This window comes from Pseudonocardia tropica (assembly GCF_040105315.1).
In the GTDB taxonomy this organism is placed as follows: domain Bacteria; phylum Actinomycetota; class Actinomycetes; order Mycobacteriales; family Pseudonocardiaceae; genus Pseudonocardia; species Pseudonocardia alni.
In genome coordinates this window covers 1-14,367 of record NZ_JBEDNP010000036.1, presented here as the reverse complement: position 1 = coordinate 14,367, position 14,367 = coordinate 1, and the positions used below count along the sequence as shown (strand labels likewise).

At 70.0% G+C, this 14,367-nt stretch carries 18 protein-coding genes and 2 riboswitches; of the genes, 16 read left to right on the top strand and 2 right to left on the bottom strand.

Annotation, left to right across the window (positions count from 1 at the left end; genetic code table 11):
• The first annotated feature begins 976 nt into the window (after nt 1-976).
• Nucleotides 977-1,038: riboswitch (Fluoride riboswitch) on the top strand.
• Nucleotides 1,039-1,067: 29 nt separating this feature from the next.
• From crcB to WHI96_RS26670, 7 genes are all read left to right on the top strand, one after another.
• Nucleotides 1,068-1,556, top strand: a complete 489-nt coding sequence (gene crcB, locus WHI96_RS26700; RefSeq protein ID WP_130292829.1) for a fluoride efflux transporter CrcB — start codon at nt 1,068-1,070, stop codon at nt 1,554-1,556.
• Nucleotides 1,553-1,930: a fluoride efflux transporter FluC gene (locus tag WHI96_RS26695; RefSeq protein ID WP_130292826.1), complete on the top strand. Its 378-nt coding sequence runs from the start codon at nt 1,553-1,555 to the stop codon at nt 1,928-1,930. The genes crcB and WHI96_RS26695 overlap by 4 nt, the downstream gene beginning before the upstream one ends.
• Nucleotides 1,931-1,934: 4 nt before the next feature.
• Nucleotides 1,935-2,393 (top strand): universal stress protein, encoded by a 459-nt coding sequence (locus tag WHI96_RS26690; protein WP_130292822.1) that lies wholly within the window; start codon nt 1,935-1,937, stop codon nt 2,391-2,393.
• A 43-nt stretch (nt 2,394-2,436) separates the two neighbouring features.
• Nucleotides 2,437-3,348, top strand: coding sequence for a LysR family transcriptional regulator (locus WHI96_RS26685; protein ID WP_130292820.1), 912 nt, complete (start codon nt 2,437-2,439; stop codon nt 3,346-3,348).
• Between the two features lie 73 nt (nt 3,349-3,421).
• The gene (locus WHI96_RS26680) at nt 3,422-4,114 is read left to right on the top strand and encodes a uracil-DNA glycosylase family protein (protein ID WP_130292818.1); all 693 of its coding nucleotides are present in this window, start codon (nt 3,422-3,424) and stop codon (nt 4,112-4,114) included.
• Nucleotides 4,111-5,898, top strand: a complete 1,788-nt coding sequence (gene ctaD, locus WHI96_RS26675) for an aa3-type cytochrome oxidase subunit I (RefSeq protein WP_207223680.1) — start codon at nt 4,111-4,113, stop codon at nt 5,896-5,898. Before WHI96_RS26680 ends, ctaD begins: the two co-directional genes overlap by 4 nt.
• Nucleotides 5,895-6,173, top strand: a complete 279-nt coding sequence (locus tag WHI96_RS26670; protein ID WP_130292816.1) for a DUF3040 domain-containing protein — start codon at nt 5,895-5,897, stop codon at nt 6,171-6,173. Before ctaD ends, WHI96_RS26670 begins: the two co-directional genes overlap by 4 nt.
• Nucleotides 6,174-6,184: 11 nt before the next feature.
• On the opposite strand, the gene WHI96_RS26665 is transcribed toward WHI96_RS26670, so the two are convergent.
• Nucleotides 6,185-7,108 (bottom strand): LysR family transcriptional regulator, encoded by a 924-nt coding sequence (locus tag WHI96_RS26665; protein WP_130292814.1) that lies wholly within the window; start codon nt 7,106-7,108, stop codon nt 6,185-6,187.
• A gap of 71 nt (nt 7,109-7,179) precedes the next feature.
• On the opposite strand from WHI96_RS26665, the gene WHI96_RS26660 reads away from it, so the two are divergent.
• The 4 genes from WHI96_RS26660 to WHI96_RS26645 all read left to right on the top strand — a co-directional run bounded on the left by WHI96_RS26660 (nt 7,180) and on the right by WHI96_RS26645 (nt 10,307).
• Nucleotides 7,180-8,361, top strand: a complete 1,182-nt coding sequence (locus WHI96_RS26660) for a TDT family transporter (RefSeq protein WP_130292812.1) — start codon at nt 7,180-7,182, stop codon at nt 8,359-8,361.
• A gap of 29 nt (nt 8,362-8,390) precedes the next feature.
• Nucleotides 8,391-9,380: a malate dehydrogenase gene (locus tag WHI96_RS26655; RefSeq protein WP_130292810.1), complete on the top strand. Its 990-nt coding sequence runs from the start codon at nt 8,391-8,393 to the stop codon at nt 9,378-9,380.
• A gap of 102 nt (nt 9,381-9,482) precedes the next feature.
• Nucleotides 9,483-9,543: riboswitch (Fluoride riboswitch) on the top strand.
• A 24-nt stretch (nt 9,544-9,567) separates the two neighbouring features.
• A complete protein-coding gene (locus WHI96_RS26650; RefSeq protein WP_130292808.1) occupies nt 9,568-9,882 on the top strand; it encodes a DUF3040 domain-containing protein in 315 nt (104 codons plus the stop codon).
• Nucleotides 9,883-9,956: 74 nt separating this feature from the next.
• Nucleotides 9,957-10,307 (top strand): YrhK family protein, encoded by a 351-nt coding sequence (locus tag WHI96_RS26645; RefSeq protein WP_412763166.1) that lies wholly within the window; start codon nt 9,957-9,959, stop codon nt 10,305-10,307.
• Here the strand turns inward: WHI96_RS26645 and WHI96_RS26640 are convergent.
• Entirely contained in the window at nt 10,261-10,722 is a 462-nt protein-coding gene (locus WHI96_RS26640; RefSeq protein WP_130292804.1) for an SRPBCC family protein, read from the bottom strand. The two genes, WHI96_RS26645 and WHI96_RS26640, sit on opposite strands and share 47 nt — an antisense overlap.
• A gap of 189 nt (nt 10,723-10,911) precedes the next feature.
• Here WHI96_RS26640 and WHI96_RS26635 point away from each other — a divergent pair, with 189 nt between their 5' ends.
• The 5 genes from WHI96_RS26635 (at nt 10,912) to WHI96_RS26615 (ending at nt 14,289) form a co-directional block, all read left to right on the top strand.
• Nucleotides 10,912-11,313: a hypothetical protein gene (locus tag WHI96_RS26635; protein ID WP_130292801.1), complete on the top strand. Its 402-nt coding sequence runs from the start codon at nt 10,912-10,914 to the stop codon at nt 11,311-11,313.
• A gap of 75 nt (nt 11,314-11,388) precedes the next feature.
• Nucleotides 11,389-11,670 carry a hypothetical protein gene (locus WHI96_RS26630; RefSeq protein WP_130292798.1) on the top strand — a complete coding sequence of 94 codons (282 nt, stop codon included), beginning with the start codon at nt 11,389-11,391 and terminating at the stop codon, nt 11,668-11,670.
• Between the two features lie 65 nt (nt 11,671-11,735).
• Nucleotides 11,736-11,996, top strand: a complete 261-nt coding sequence (locus tag WHI96_RS26625) for a hypothetical protein (protein WP_130292796.1) — start codon at nt 11,736-11,738, stop codon at nt 11,994-11,996.
• Nucleotides 11,997-12,352: 356 nt separating this feature from the next.
• Nucleotides 12,353-12,844, top strand: a complete 492-nt coding sequence (locus WHI96_RS26620) for a hypothetical protein (RefSeq protein WP_345643136.1) — start codon at nt 12,353-12,355, stop codon at nt 12,842-12,844.
• 287 nt (nt 12,845-13,131) lie between these two features.
• The gene (locus WHI96_RS26615) at nt 13,132-14,289 is read left to right on the top strand and encodes a tyrosine-type recombinase/integrase (RefSeq protein WP_345643139.1); all 1,158 of its coding nucleotides are present in this window, start codon (nt 13,132-13,134) and stop codon (nt 14,287-14,289) included.
• Nucleotides 14,290-14,367 lie beyond the last annotated feature (78 nt).

The following is a 14,367-nucleotide window of genomic DNA, read 5'->3' as shown; positions in this document are numbered from 1 at the left end:
TCGTCACCACCGAAGCCGCACCGACCGGCAGCGAGGCACTCATGACAACCGAGGCAATAACCGCCTAGAATCCCGAACCAAGATCACGCGGAGTCGATCTCATACACCACTCCGCCGGACGTGACCCGTGGGAGGCGGTGGTTTGCGCCATCGCGACGACCTCCCGAAGGGCTATCACACCCAGACCAGGGGGCAAGCCTGACGAGGTGGCCGGGTCGCAGCGGCGCCCAAACCCGGGGCGCCAGCTGTAGGTGGTCAAGTGCGCGGCGCGGTTGCCCCCTGCCCTGGGCGTGATCGGGCTGCGCCAGGTCGACGAGATGGCACGAACCACCGCCGTGGGAAGAGACGCGACCACTGTGAGCGCACGTCGAGGTCGGCGCCGCCAGCGGGATTCCTGTCGCGAAGAGCTACCGGATCGGAGACCAGAAACCTAGAGAAATTCCGAGATCGTGGTTCTGGATGGTCCGGGGGAGTGCGGGACGGTACCTATGACCTGCGGGGACGGGTCCGGGTGGTCGCCGCCACCCTGGCCTTGGTCCTGCTCGAAACCGATACCGGACGGCGCGAGTGCCCGGGGCACCACCGTGGAGTTCGCGGTCGCCCGACTCCACGGCCACCACACATCCCCGACACTCTGCCCAGCTGCCTGCGTCACGCACTGCATGACGCGACCTACCAGCGGCCCGAGGAACGCCTGATCGCTGCCGATCTCCTCATCCGGCTCCAACACCGCCAGTGACAGGTCTCGGCCTCGGTCACACCACCGAGGACCAGCCCGCGATCGTGACTCGACAACGAACATCCTCGTCCGGGATCTTTCGGCTGCGCAGGGTCACAATTCTGTCCGATCCGCCTCCTGCCCCGGGGGAGCGTCGGCCGAGTCCGGAAGTATGCATGTGACGGTGTCTCGATGAGGGCGAAGGAACTGCTCGACGCCGTGCCGGACGTGCCTGGAACGGTGCACGGGAGTACATTCTCTGCTGATGGCGATGGAGCTCGCCGACAACCGCTGCTGATGCTGATGGCTCCTACCGATGACCGGTCGCGGTCCGTGAGGTAGGTGAGTGGTGTCCGAGCAGCCCGTTGCCGACGGTGCCGATGGGGCGTGTCCGGTCGAGCAGGCCGGTCCGCCGGTCACCACGCCGAGCAGTCGCCGGTGGCCGGTCCTCGCCGCTGTCGCGACCGGTGGCGTGGTAGGCGCCGAGGCTCGGTTCGTGATTGGGGTCGCGTTCCCGCAGCCATCCGGCGGGTGGCCGTGGACGACGTTCCTCGTCAATGTCTCGGGTTGTCTGCTGATCGGGGTACTGCTGACGGTGCTCTCGGAGCTGACGGTCCCGCACCCGTTGCTGCGCCCGTTGCTGGGTGTGGGTGTGCTGGGTGGATATACGACGTTCTCCACCTACGCGGTGGACGTCGTCGCTCTGGTCGACGCGGGTCGGCCCGTGGTGGCGCTGGGCTACGTGGTGGCGACGCCCCTTGCGGCGGTCGCGGCCTGTGTGCTCGGCGTCGCGGTAACTCGGCGGGCGGCCGGGCGCACGGGCGGTGAGCCGGAGTGAACGGGTGGACGGTGCTGCTGGTCGGAGCAGGTGCCGCGGTGGGGGCACCGCTGCGCTACCTGGCCGATACCGCCGCGAAGGCCCGGTTCGCGTCGGTGTGGCCGTGGGGGACGTTCGTGGTCAACGTCGTCGGGTCGCTTGTGCTCGGTGCGATGACGGCGGGGTCGGCCGAGTTCGGGCCGGAGGTCGTCGCGGTGGTCGGTACCGGGTTCTGTGGTGCGCTGACCACCTACAGCACGTTCGGCTACGAGGTCGCGGGTCTGGCGGAACGGGGTCGGGCCGGGGCGGCTTGGGGCTACCTGGCGGCGAGCGTCGCGGTCGGGGTGTGTGCGGCGGCGATCGGCTTCCTGGTCGTGCGGGTGCTGCTCGGGTGAGGAGATGATGGTGATGGAGCCAGTGGTGGGAACGGTCGTGGTCGGGTACGGCCGGGGCGAGGCGGGTGACCGGGCCGTGACGACGGCTGCGGATCTGGCGGTGCGTCTGAGCACGGAGCTGCTGGTCGTACACGTGGTGGATGCCGGTGACTATCCGGTGGATCCGGACTCGGCGTCGTTCGAGGCTGAGGCACAGGATGCCCTGGGTGTTGCGCACGACCACGTCGCCGCGCTGATGGGAGGGCTCGCGGACGGGCCGGAGTGGAAGCAGCGGACCGAGCGGGGTGACCCGGTCACGGTGTTGGCGGAGCTGGCGGAGTCGTGCAGCGCGTCGATGATCGTGGTCGGTAGCCGCGGCGGGGGACCGGGTGGTCTGCTGTCGCGGGTGCTGGAGCCGTCGGTGTCGCACGGGCTGATCCGACACCAGACCCGCCCCGTGCTGGTGGTCCCGGCGGGGCACTGACATCGCGGCAGCCGCCGGCGGCGACTTCTACTACGGTCCCGGCATGCCGCTTTCCTCCCGCACGCCCGAGGTCGGCGCGCTGGACGTGTTGCTGAGTGTCGCCCGGACCGGGAGTCTCGGCCGGGCCGCTGCGGAGCAGAGCCTGTCCCAGTCCGCCGTCGGCTCGCGGATCAAGTACCTGGAGGGACTGCTCGGGCTGGCGCTGATCGAACGGAGCGCACTGGGATCGAGACTGACCCCGGACGGCGCCATGGTGGTCGAGTGGGCGCGCGAGGTGGTTGCCGCGGCGTCGCGGCTCGACGAGGGCGTGACGGCGCTGCGTACCGGGCACGGGAGCCGGGTCCGGATCGCGGCCAGTCTGACCGTCGCCGAGTATCTGGTGCCGGGCTGGCTGGCGGATCTGCGGGCCCGTCGCCCACAGTCGGTGGTGTCGCTGCGCGTGGTGAACTCGGCCGAGGTCGCACGATTGGTCCTGGCCGGCGAGGTGGGTGTCGGTTTCGTGGAGGGCCCGCACGTTCCTGATGGGCTGGAGCAGGAAGTCGTTGCCCGCGACCGGCTCGTTGCGGTCGTCGCCCCCGGTCACGAGTGGACCCGCCGCGACGGAGGTGTCACCTCCGAGGAGCTGGCCGGGACCCCTCTGGTGCAGCGTGAGCCCGGCTCGGGCACCCGCGAGACCGTCGAGCAGGCTCTGACCGACGGGGCCGGGGTGGTCGATCCGGTGGTCGAGCTGTCCTCGACCACCGCGATCAAGTCCGCGGTGCGGACCGGTGCCGGCCCTGCGGTGTTGAGCTTTCTCGCGGTGGCCGACGATCTGCGGCGCGGCGATCTGGTCGCCGTCGAGGTCGTCGACGCCGACCTGACCCGCCGGCTCCAGGTGGTCTGGGCGTCGGGCCGACGTCTGTCGGCCGAGGACCGCGACGTCGTCGCGGTCGCCCGGCTCCACCCGGGAGGGTGACTCCGGGTGGACCGGGCGGTCGCCCGGTCGGCCGAGGGTGGCCGAGCGTGGTCCGCTGCGAGACCGTCGACCGATGTCCTGTCCCGTCGCTCTGCAGCGTGTCCGCGCCGATGTCCTGACGTGTGCGCGGTGCCCGCGGCTGGTGGCGCACCGACGCGGGGTCGGGACCGGTGGACGCGCCGATCGGCCGGTCCCCGGTTTCGGTGATCCGCTCGCCGGGATCCACGTGCTCGGGATGGCGACCGCGGCCCGTGGGAACCCGCACGGGCGGCCGTTCACCGGCAACCGGTCCGCATCGTTTCTGACCGCCGGTCTGCACCGGGCCGGTCTGGCGAACTCTCCGACCTCGGAGAGCGCGGATGACGGTCTGGCGCTGTACGGGGTGTGGACGTCGTCGGCGGTGCGTTGTCCGCCCCCTTCCCATCGCCCGACGGCGACCGAGCGCGATACCTGCGCGACCCATCTGCGGGCGGAATGGGCGGCGCTTCCCCGGCTCCGGGTGGTGCTGGCACTGGGTGCGCTCGCCTGGACCGCGGCGCTGGCCGCGGCACCGGACACCGGTCGGGTGCGGTTCGCCCACGGCCGCGAGCATCTCCTGCTGCCCGGACTCGTCCTGCTCGGCAGCTACCACCCGAGCCCGCAGAACACCCACACCGGAGTCCTGACCCCGACGATGCTCGACACGGTCCTGGACCGTGCCCGTTCGCTCGGCGGTGGCCGGGCACGACGCGCCGCGACCACCGAGCCCGAGGAGATCTCCCCGTGACCGCCACCGAACCCCGACCGATCACGACACACTTCCGTCCCGCGCGTCGCGCGGCGAGGGGCGCCCGGTTCCTGCACATGCTGGGGACGACCGACCCGAAGGACATCGCCGTCCTCTACCTGGTGACGTCGTTCGCGATGTTCCTGGCCGGCGGGGCGATGGCGCTGCTCATGCGGGCTGAGCTGGCCCGCCCCGAAATGCAGTTCCTCTCCACCGAGCAGTACAACCAGCTGTTCACCATGCACGGCACGATCATGTTGCTGCTCTACGCCACGCCGATCCTGTTCGGTTTCGCGAACTACATCGTGCCGTTGCAGATCGGGGCCCCGGACGTCGCGTTCCCACGCCTCAACGCGTTCTCCTACTGGCTGTTCCTGTTCGGCGCGCTGATCGTGCTCGCCGGCTTCCTCACCCCCGGCGGTGCCGCGGACTCCGGGTGGTTCGCCTACCAGCCCCTCGCCGGCGCCATCCACTCCCCGGGGCCGGGCCAGGACCTCTGGGCGATGGGGCTGATCGTGTCCGGACTGGGCACGATCCTCGGGGCGGTCAACTTCGTGACGACCATCGTGTGCATGCGCGCTCCCGGGATGACGATGTTCCGGATGCCGGTTTTCTGCTGGACGATCCTGGTCACCGCGCTACTGATCCTCATCGCGTTCCCGGTGCTGACCGCGGCCCTGTTCGCGATGGAGGCCGACCGCCACCTCGGCTCGCACGTGTTCGATCCCGCGAACGGCGGAGCCGTGCTGTACCAGCACCTGTTCTGGTTCTTCGGACACCCCGAGGTCTACATCGTCGCGTTGCCGTTCTTCGGCATCATCTCCGAGATCGTCCCCGTGTTCTCCCGCAAACCGGTCTTCGGCTACAAGGGACTGGTCTTCGCCACGATCGCCATCGGAGCGCTGTCGGTCGTGGTCTGGGCTCACCACATGTACGCGACGGGGGCGGTGCTGCTGGCGTTCTTCTCCTTCACCAGCTTCCTGATCGCGATCCCGACCGGGATCAAGTTCGTCAACTGGATCGGCACCCTGTGGAAGGGGAAGATCACCTACGAGACGCCGATGCTGTTCGCTGCGGGATTCCTGGTGACCTTCCTGTTCGGCGGGCTGTCCGGGGTGCTGCTGGCCAGCCCACCGATCGACTTCCATGTCTCGGACACCTACTTCGTGGTGGCGCACTTCCACTACGTCCTGTTCGGCACGATCGTGTTCGCGACCTACGGCGGAATCTACTTCTGGTTCCCGAAGATGACCGGCCGCTTCATGGACGAGCGCTTGGGGAAGGTCCACTTCTGGCTGACCTTCGTCGGGTTCCATCTGACCTTCCTGGTCCAGCACTGGCTCGGCAACGAGGGCATGCCCCGCCGCTACGCCGACTACCTGCCCACCGACGGGTTCACCGTGCTGAACACGATCTCCTCGGTCGGGGCGTTCGTCCTCGGTGCCTCGACCTTGCCGTTCCTCTACAACGTGTTCAGCAGCTACCGGTTCGGCCGCGCAGCCGAGGCCGACGATCCCTGGGGATTCGGGAACTCGCTGGAGTGGGCGACGTCGTCCCCACCGCCACGACACAACTTCACCGAGCTGCCCCGGATCCGCTCCGAGCGCCCGGCGTTCGACCTGCACTACCCGCACCTGGTGCAGCGGGCCCGGGCCGAGGCACATCTGCCCGGTCTCGGCCGGCTGGCCGATCGGGCGTCGGCGCACGGAGTCGGGCCCGAGACGGTCTCGGCCTCCGACGATCCCAAGGCGGGCCGTTCGCCCGGGGCGGAGCGGGGCCGATGACCGACGACACCCGCTGCCCGCCCCTCGGTCCGCACGAGCGCGACCGGCTCGACCGTGTCGAGGACGGCTTCGCCGCGGACCCGGGGCTGCGTGCTGCCCTGCGCGACGGCGTCGCACCGGCACGAACACCCCGCACAGGACGGCTCGCGGGCGGACTCGCGGCCGGCTGCGTGGCCGTGCTGGTCGCCTGCCTCGTCGCGGGCCCCGTCGCCGCACTCGCCATCGCCCTGCTCGGACTGGTCCTGCTGGTCGTAATGCTCGCCGCCTGCGGCTGATCGGTTCCTGTTCAGCGCCGGGGTGTGGTGCCCGAGCGGTGGGCCAGCTCGACGAGGTCGCGGGCCGGTCCGGTCAGGGGGCGTCCGCGGGGCCAGACGGCGGCGAGATCGCGGTGCAGAGCGAGACCTCGGACTCCGACGGCGACGAGTGTCCCGCTGGCCAGCTCCCCGGCGACAGCGAGTGAGCTGAGCACCGCGGGGGCGACGCCGTCGGCGGCGGCGTTCTTGATCGCGGTGGTGGAGGACAGCTCCAGCACGGGGTCGGCGATGACGGCGGCGCCGGCGTCGCGGAGGGCGTGTTCGAGGTGGTCGCGGGTGCCGGAGCCCGCCTCCCGGGTGACCAGCGGGGTGGCGGCGAGTCGGGTGGCGTCGACGCCGCGTCGGCGGGCCCAGGGGTGGTCGGGGGCGACGACGAGGGTGAGGTGGTCGCGGGCGACGACCTGCTCGTCCAGTTCCGGTGAGTGGTGGGGGCCTTCGACGAAGCCGAGGTCGGCGCGGCCGGACAGGACGTCGTCGGCGACGTCGGTGGAGTTGTGGGTGCTCAGCGCGACGCTCGTGTCCGGGCGACGGGTACGCAGGCTGATCAGCCAGCGGGGGAGCAGGTACTCGGCGACGGTGAAGCTGGCCGCGACCCGCAGCCGGGCGTCGTCGGCGTCGCGCAGCGCCGCGATGCCCTCCTCCAGCGACTGAGCGGCGTCGACGGCGGCGCGGGCCCAGTCCGCGACGAGGGCACCGGTCGTGGTGAGCCGGGTCCCGCGCGGGGAGCGTTCGAACACGGTGACGCCGATGGCGCGTTCCAGGGAGCGGATGCGGGCGCTGACCGCGGCCTGGCTGACTCCGTGCGCGGCGGCCGCGCGGCCCATGCTGCCTAGCTCGGCCACCGACAACACCAGGTCGAACGGGGCGAGATCAGCGACCCGCGGAGGAAGAGGCACAAGTGTGGATTATGGGTCCACAAGATCGGGGCCGCTACCGGGGGCCCGCGGGCGGAGGCATCGTCGTGGTCATGACACAGACCGACGCCAGCTTCTTCCGGATCACCGCACAGCCGGTGGACCGGCCGACGGCACCGTCCGGCGGTCCGCACCGAGCGGCCCGGGTCGGACTGCTGCGCGACCTGCAACGCCCCGGGGACTTCTTCTCCAACATCGGGCCGAACTGGTACTCCTCGATCATGGGCACCGGCATCGTCGGTGTCGCCGCGGCGACCCTGCCCTACCAGTTCCCCGGTCTGCACACCTTCGGCGTCGCGGTGTGGCTGCTGGCGTCGTTCCTGCTCGTCGCGCTGACCGCGGCGTGGGCGGTGCACTGGATCCGCCACACCGACACCGCCCGCGGCCACGCGCACAACCCGGTGATGTCGCAGTTCTGGGGCGCGGTCGCGATGGGTGTGATGACCGTCGGGGCCGGCGCGGTCAAGTTCGGCGGCCCGCTGGTCGGAGAGACCGGCGCGATCGGCGCCGGATGGGCGCTGTGGGGCGTGGGCACCGTGCTCGGGCTCGTCACCACCGCGTGGATCCCCTACATGATGATCGTCCACCACGAGGTCGGGCAGGAGTCGGCGTTCGGGGGCTGGTTGATGCCGGTCGTACCGCCGATGGTCTCGGCGGCGAACGGTGCGCTGCTGGTGCCGCACACCCCCGCCGGCCTCGCCCCGACGATGCTGGTCGCCTGCTATGCGATGTTCGGCGTCTCGCTGTTCGCGACGCTGGCGATCCTGCCCCAGATCTGGAACAAGCTCGTCGTGCACGGCACCGGCCCGGCCGCGACCGTGCCGACCATGTGGATCGTGCTCGGCCCGCTCGGGCAGTCGGTGACCGCGGCCAACCTGCTCGGCGATCAGGCCGGGGTGCTCGGTGAGCCCTACGCCACGGGCGCGCACGTGTTCGGGATCCTCTACGGCGTCCCCACCTGGGGATTCGCGATGGTCTGGCTGGTGCTGGCCGCGGCGGTCACGATCCGTACCGCGCGACAGAAGCTGCCGTTCGCGCTGACCTGGTGGAGCTTCACCTTCCCCGTCGGCACCTGCGTGACCGGGACCAGCGCGCTCGCCGCGCACCTGCACCTGCCGATGCTGGCCGTGGCCGCGACGGCGCTCTACGCGCTGCTGGTCACCGCCTGGGCGGTCGTCGCGGTCCGCACCGCGCACGGCTCGCTGGTCCGTGGCCACCTGTTGGCACCCGCCTGAACCCGTCCTTCGTCGACGCAGGAGCCGTCATGTACCGCAGACCCGTCACCGTGACCGTCACCGGCGCCGCCGGCCAGATCTCCTACGCCCTGCTGTTCCGCATCGCCTCCGGAGACCTTCTGGGTCCCGACACTCCCGTCCGGCTCAACCTGCTGGAGGTCCCGGCCGCGCTCGCCGCGACCGACGGGGTCGCGATGGAGCTGGAGGACTGCGCCTTCCCCCTGTTGCGCTCGGTCGAGATCACCGACGACCCGATGGTCGCATTCGACGGCTGCTCGGTCGGGCTGCTCGTCGGTGCTCGCCCCCGGGGCAAGGGCATGGAACGGTCGGACCTGCTCGAGGCCAACGGCGCCATCTTCGGTCCCCAGGGGGCCGCGATCAACACCGTCGCCGCCGACGACGTGCGTCTCCTTGTCGTCGGGAACCCGGCCAACACCAACGCACTCATCACCCGAGCGAACGCCCCGGACGTCCCGGCCGACCGCTTCACCTCGATGATGCGGCTCGACCACAACCGGGCGGTGGCACGGCTGGCCGGGCATCTCGGCGTCGGGTCAGGAGAGGTGCGACGGATGGCGGTCTGGGGTAACCACTCCTCCACGCAGTACCCCGACCTGACCCACGCCGAGGTCGACGGAGCCGGCGTGGTCGACCGGCTCGACCCGACCTGGGTGCGAAAGGACTTCATCCCCACCGTCGCCGGCCGTGGCTCTGCGATCATCGACGCCCGTGGTGCATCGTCGGCGGCGTCTGCCGCCAACGCCGCGGTCGACCAGGTCCGTGAGTGGTACGACGGTACCGAGGGGGACGACTGGACGTCTGCGGGAATAGTGTCCGACGGTGCCTACGGCATACCGGAAGGTCTGGTCTGCTCGGTTCCGGTCCGTGCAACCGGCGTTGGCTACGACGTGGTCCGGGACCTCGACGTCGATCCGTTCTCACGGGAGCGGATCGAGGCGACCGTGGCCGAGCTGGTCGCCGAACGTGACGCCGTCCGTGCCGCCGGCCTGATCAGATGACCGGGTGGGCGAGACCGGCCGATCGCGACCTCACCTGTCCGTAGGCTGAGCTGCCCAGCGTCCGGATCGATGGTGCGCACCGCCGACCGCCGGAGTACTCTTACATCTGTAGGCGATGGAGCTCGCCACAACCGCCGACCAGGCTGATGGCTCCTACCCCGGGTCCCACCACGGGTAGGAGCTGGCGATGGCCCACAACCTCTTCGACCCCTCGCCCGCAGACCCGCCACCGCACGGGTTCCGGCTGGACTGGCGTTCCCGGCGGGTGTTGGGGCGCATCGAACGGCACGCCGCCGCCGAGGATCCCCGGTTAGATGATCTGCTCCGCGGCCCGGTGGACCACGCAGCACGTACCGGTCGCCGGGTCGGTCTGACGCTGCTGTGGCTCGGCCTCGCCATGCTGGCGGCTGGGCTCGCCGCGCAGGACGCCGGGCTGACCGCGGGCGGGTGCGTGCTGCTGGTGCTGGCGTGGTTCCCCACGCAGTTTCGGAGTGCACCGTGAAAGCCCACCGTGGTTCGCCCGCGGTTCTTCTTGGTGGTGATTGACTGTGGCACACGGTCCTTCTGCTCGGACGAGTGCCGCGGACCGTTCGAGTTAGGAGCCTGACAGTGACAGGGGAATCGCGGGATCTCACGCTGGACGTCGGTCGCGACGAGCTGGTGATCCGGCGTCGCTACGAGACACTGGGAATCGTCAACGACATCCTCATCGGAATCTGGTTTCTTGTCGGGAGCATCCTGTTCTTCTCCGACTCGACCACCTACACGGGCACGTGGCTCTTCGTCATCGGGAGTGTGGAGCTTTTGATTCGACCGATCATCCGGTTGGCCCGCCACGTCCACCTGAGACGGATCCGGACCCCGATGTCGGTACGGGCCGCTACCGGTCTGCGAAGCGCTCGCAGAGTTGACGCAGAGTGGCGGTGATCCCGCGGCCGTTCCGCTCGACACGGCCGGACCATTCGTACATGCGTGCCGCCCAGGAACGGGAGTAGTCGAACGTCTCGGTGACGACGGTGCCGCCGCCGTCGTACGCGAGCTCCCAGCGCCATGTGTGGCCGAGCGGATGACGCCACTCGATCAGCCGATCCTGCTCGATCGCGACGACCTGGCTGGTGATCCGGTAGGGAATCCCGAGCTGGCGCATATTCACCGAGAACCGGTCCCCGAGACGGAGGTGGGACGGCCCGGAGACGGCGGCGCGCACGGTCCCCGAACCGTCCAGCTCCTCGTGGCGATGTGGGTCGGCCAGCAGCGAGAAGATCTCGCCGGGGTCGGTCGGCACCAGGACGCGGCGTGCGACTCGCCGCCTGCCGTTGTCGACGCTGGTAACAGTGTTCATCCTCGTCCTCCAGGAGCAGTATTCGCCGAACCCACCGTGCTCAGCCAGTTGGGATCGCCGCGGCGGCCGGTCCTTCGGGGACTGACTCGTCCCCGAGGGACTGGGATCTCACGTCCCCGCCGCCGGGCTCGCGAGTCGGCCGACGCTTCGATGGACCGGGCTGTTGGCGGAAAGCAAGGAGCCAGTGTCGTGGCGGGTGCGCTGCGGCTGGCAGACGAGGTCCGGCCCGAGTCCCGGCAGGCCATCGAGGCGCTGTACGTCGCCGGCGCACAGGTCGTCATGGTCGCTGATGGTGCGCGCGCCGTGGCGGACGGGGTCGCCTACGAGCTGGACATCGACCAGGTGCTCGCCGGTGTCACGCCGGGGGCAAGGGCGGCGAGTGTCGCCGAACTGAAGGGCGATGGGCCCCAGGAGCGATGGTTGGTGACGGAGTCAACGACGCTCCGTCCCTCGCGCGGGCCGACGTGGGGATCGCTATCGGCGGGACCGACGTCGCGATCGGGTCCACCGGCGTCGCCCTGGCCTCGTCGGACTGCGCACGGTGATGTGGGGATCGAGCTGTTCCGCGCGTCGTACCGGGAGATGCGCTAGAACCCGTGGTGGGCCGCCAGTGACAACCCTCGCCGCGATCCCTCTCGCCGCCGGGGTGCTCGCGTTGGTCGGGTCGTGCTGCCGGTGGGCATCGGAGAGGTCCGGATGTCGGTCTCGACCGTTGTCGTCGCCGTCAACGCACAAGTCCTGCGTCGGCTGGGTCTCGGCCCCGCTCACAGCGTGGCACGCATTCTGGGGACCGGGGCGCCTGGCTGTCAGCTGCCGCCGATGCTGCGCATCCAGGTCGGTCCCGTGAGGTGGGAGTTGGCCGACGCGGTCGCGTACTCGTCGATGCTCAGCGCGTGGCGGATCGCGGCTGACCTGCTCGCCGTCCAGGATCCCGAGCACAGTGCGTGATCGGCATGTGGACAACTCGCCCCGGCCGCTGGCGCGGCCGGGGCGCTGCGCGTCAGGCTCGTCCCATGCGGTGGCGGGTAGGCGTACTGAGATCAGGTGCAGAGAACATCGACTGGACCGACGAACGGGAAGGGGGCGGCTGGCAGGACGCGCGGGACGAGGCTGTGGAGGCGCTGTGCCGGCGTGCGGAACGGGAGGGGGCGCAGGAGTTCCGGCTGCTTGTGGGGGAGCAGGAGGCGTACTGCTGGCCGGGTGTGACCGAGGCCGGCGAGCTGGACCTGTCCAATGTCCGGGACATCATGCCGAGCCGCTACCGGCGCGGCTGATCGCGCGGGTAGCGTGCATCAACCGTGGTGCGAACTGCTGCCGAACCGCGGAGGTTCCTGCACCTCCTGCAACGACCCCGCGTTGCTGTCGTCGCAGGTCAGAGGTCTATGTGGGAGATCACGGCTGCCTTCCAAACTGGCTACGCGAGTTCGGTTTTCAGCGTCCGCTCCAAGCGCTGAGGAGCACGGTGCCGGCAAGGGGTCGATCCCATGCGCCGAGACTGGCCGGACGGCGGGCCTCCTGCTGGCCCCGATGTCCTCTGCCGCGTGCGGTGGCGTAGTGCTTCTTGGTGCGATGACGGCGACGACGCCACCGGCTCGACCGATGCGGGCGGAGCACACGGACTGCATGCACCGTGGACGTTTCGCGCACCGGCGGGTTCGTCCGGATCGAAGTGATCCGGACGAACGGGCCGTCGCGGCGTCCGGCGAGGCTTCCGTCGGCAGACCGTCTCGACGGCGGCGGCGAGGAGCTGGCCAGCTTGCTCGGCGGTGACCGGGTAGCTGCCGGTCCTAAACCGTTGTACCGCCGTGTCGACCAGCCGCTCGCGCGGGAGGCCTTCGTCGATGCCGTTGCAGGAGTGTACGGCGTCGTCGGCGAGGTCGTCCGGGTCGTCCGGATGCCCAGGGACGACGTCGGCGGCCCGCGCGACGAAGGCGGACTCGGCGGCGCCCAGGTCGTCGCTGTCCGTGATGGCCGCGGTCGTTGTCGGTGCCATGACCGTCGGATCACCTCCTTCGCATCCGGCAAGCGGGATCGTGGCGAGCAGCAGGACGACGGCGAGACAGGAGTGGTCACACCCGGGACAACGACCGCTGGCCGATACTGTGGCTGCTCCGGCCGGTGACTCATCGGAACAGATGATGGATCGCGCGGGCCGCCGGTGTGACCCACCACGTGACCCGCGGACGCTGAGCACAGTGGTCCGAGATGTGCACCGTGGGGCGGTGCGCGAGGACGGATTGCCAGGTCAGAGCACGGTGTGACCGATCCCCACGGACTTGTAAGCGGTAGGTCGTCGGTTCGATCCCGACCTCCGGCTCCACGTCTGACCAGCGGATTCTCGTCGGCGCGGCCGAGCCCGACCGACAGCGTGACATCATTCGTGACGCGAGTCGTGGTTGGTTGCTCGTCATGACGCGAGCGAGCACCGGCAAGCGACGGACGCGCGGGGGAGTCGACACCCTGCCCAGCGGTGCGATTCGCGTGCGCGTTTACGCGGGTGTCGACCCCGTCACCGGCCGGCGGCACTACCTGACCGAGCTCGTCCCGAAGGGGCCGAAGGCCGAGCGGGAAGCGGACGCGGTCCGAAGTCGTCTGCTCGCTGAAGTCGACGAGCGCCGGAACCCGCGCACGAGCGCAACCGTCGACCAGCTCTTGGAGCGCTACATGGAGCAGCTCGACGGCTCGCCGAACACCGAGGTGCTCTACCGCGGCTACATCAAGAACGACATCTCGCCGTTCCTCGGCAAGGTGAAGGCGAGCAGCGTCGATCCCGAGATGCTCGACGCGCTGTACGCCGAACTCCGCCGCTGCCGCCTCCACTGCAAGAAGCAACGCGGGCTCGTCGACCACCGAGTGGCGAAGGAGCACGACTGCGACGAAAGGTGCCGACCCCACCGCTGCAAGCCGTTGGGCCGCTCGACGGTCCGGCACATCCACTTCCTGCTCTCCGGCGCGTTCCGGAAGGCGAAGCGATGGCGTTGGGTGTCGATCAACCCGTGCGAGATGTCGGAGCCGCCGGCCGCGCCTGCCGCGAACCCGCAGCCACCGACACCCGAGGAGGCCGCGCTGATCGTCACGGCGGCGTGGGAAGACCCGGAGTGGGGCACGCTCGTGTGGGCGGCGATGACCACCGGAGCTCGACGAGGCGAGATCTGCGCGATCCGCTGGACGTCCCTGAACCTCGAGGAAGGCCGCGAGTCGGTCTGGCTCCGCTACGCCATCCGCAAGGAGCACGGTGAGCTCGTCGAGGCGGAGCTCAAGACCCACCAGCAGCGCCGCATCGCGCTCGACACCGAGACGGCAATGCTGCTCCGCGAACTCCGGCGGAAGCGTGAGGAGCAGGCGAAGACCCTCGGCTTTGAGTTGCCGCGCGACGGCTTCGTGTTCTCCAACGCCCCGGATGGCGCCACCCACCTCCGCCCGGATGGTGTGACCCAGCGGTACGAGCGGCTCGCGGAGCGCCTGGGCATCAACACGACTATCCACAAGCTCCGCCACTACTCCGCCACGGAGCTGATACTGAGCCTTTGCCAACCTGATCATCCGTTGGCGATCATGAGGGTCTGAACTGCGGCGACGAGCTCGGCGGCCCGGGCCGGGCAGGATCTGATCTTGCGCAGAACCTTCCAGTTCTTCAGCTCGGCG

Bases quoted from the DNA above. Each gene is read 5' to 3' on its own strand.
- WHI96_RS26660 (WP_130292812.1), top strand. From the start codon at position 7,180: ATGACACAGACCGACGCCAGCTTCTTCCGGATCACCGCACAGCCGGTG.
- WHI96_RS26655 (WP_130292810.1), top strand. From the start codon at position 8,391: ATGTACCGCAGACCCGTCACCGTGACCGTCACCGGCGCCGCCGGCCAG.
- WHI96_RS26625 (WP_130292796.1), top strand. From the start codon at position 11,736: ATGCGGTGGCGGGTAGGCGTACTGAGATCAGGTGCAGAGAACATCGAC.
- WHI96_RS26640 (WP_130292804.1), bottom strand. From the start codon at position 10,722: ATGAACACTGTTACCAGCGTCGACAACGGCAGGCGGCGAGTCGCACGC.
- WHI96_RS26615 (WP_345643139.1), top strand. From the start codon at position 13,132: ATGACGCGAGCGAGCACCGGCAAGCGACGGACGCGCGGGGGAGTCGAC.
- WHI96_RS26685 (WP_130292820.1), top strand. From the start codon at position 2,437: ATGCCGCTTTCCTCCCGCACGCCCGAGGTCGGCGCGCTGGACGTGTTG.
- WHI96_RS26670 (WP_130292816.1), top strand. From the start codon at position 5,895: ATGACCGACGACACCCGCTGCCCGCCCCTCGGTCCGCACGAGCGCGAC.
- WHI96_RS26680 (WP_130292818.1), top strand. From the start codon at position 3,422: ATGTCCTGTCCCGTCGCTCTGCAGCGTGTCCGCGCCGATGTCCTGACG.
- WHI96_RS26650 (WP_130292808.1), top strand. From the start codon at position 9,568: ATGGCCCACAACCTCTTCGACCCCTCGCCCGCAGACCCGCCACCGCAC.
- WHI96_RS26690 (WP_130292822.1), top strand. From the start codon at position 1,935: ATGATGGTGATGGAGCCAGTGGTGGGAACGGTCGTGGTCGGGTACGGC.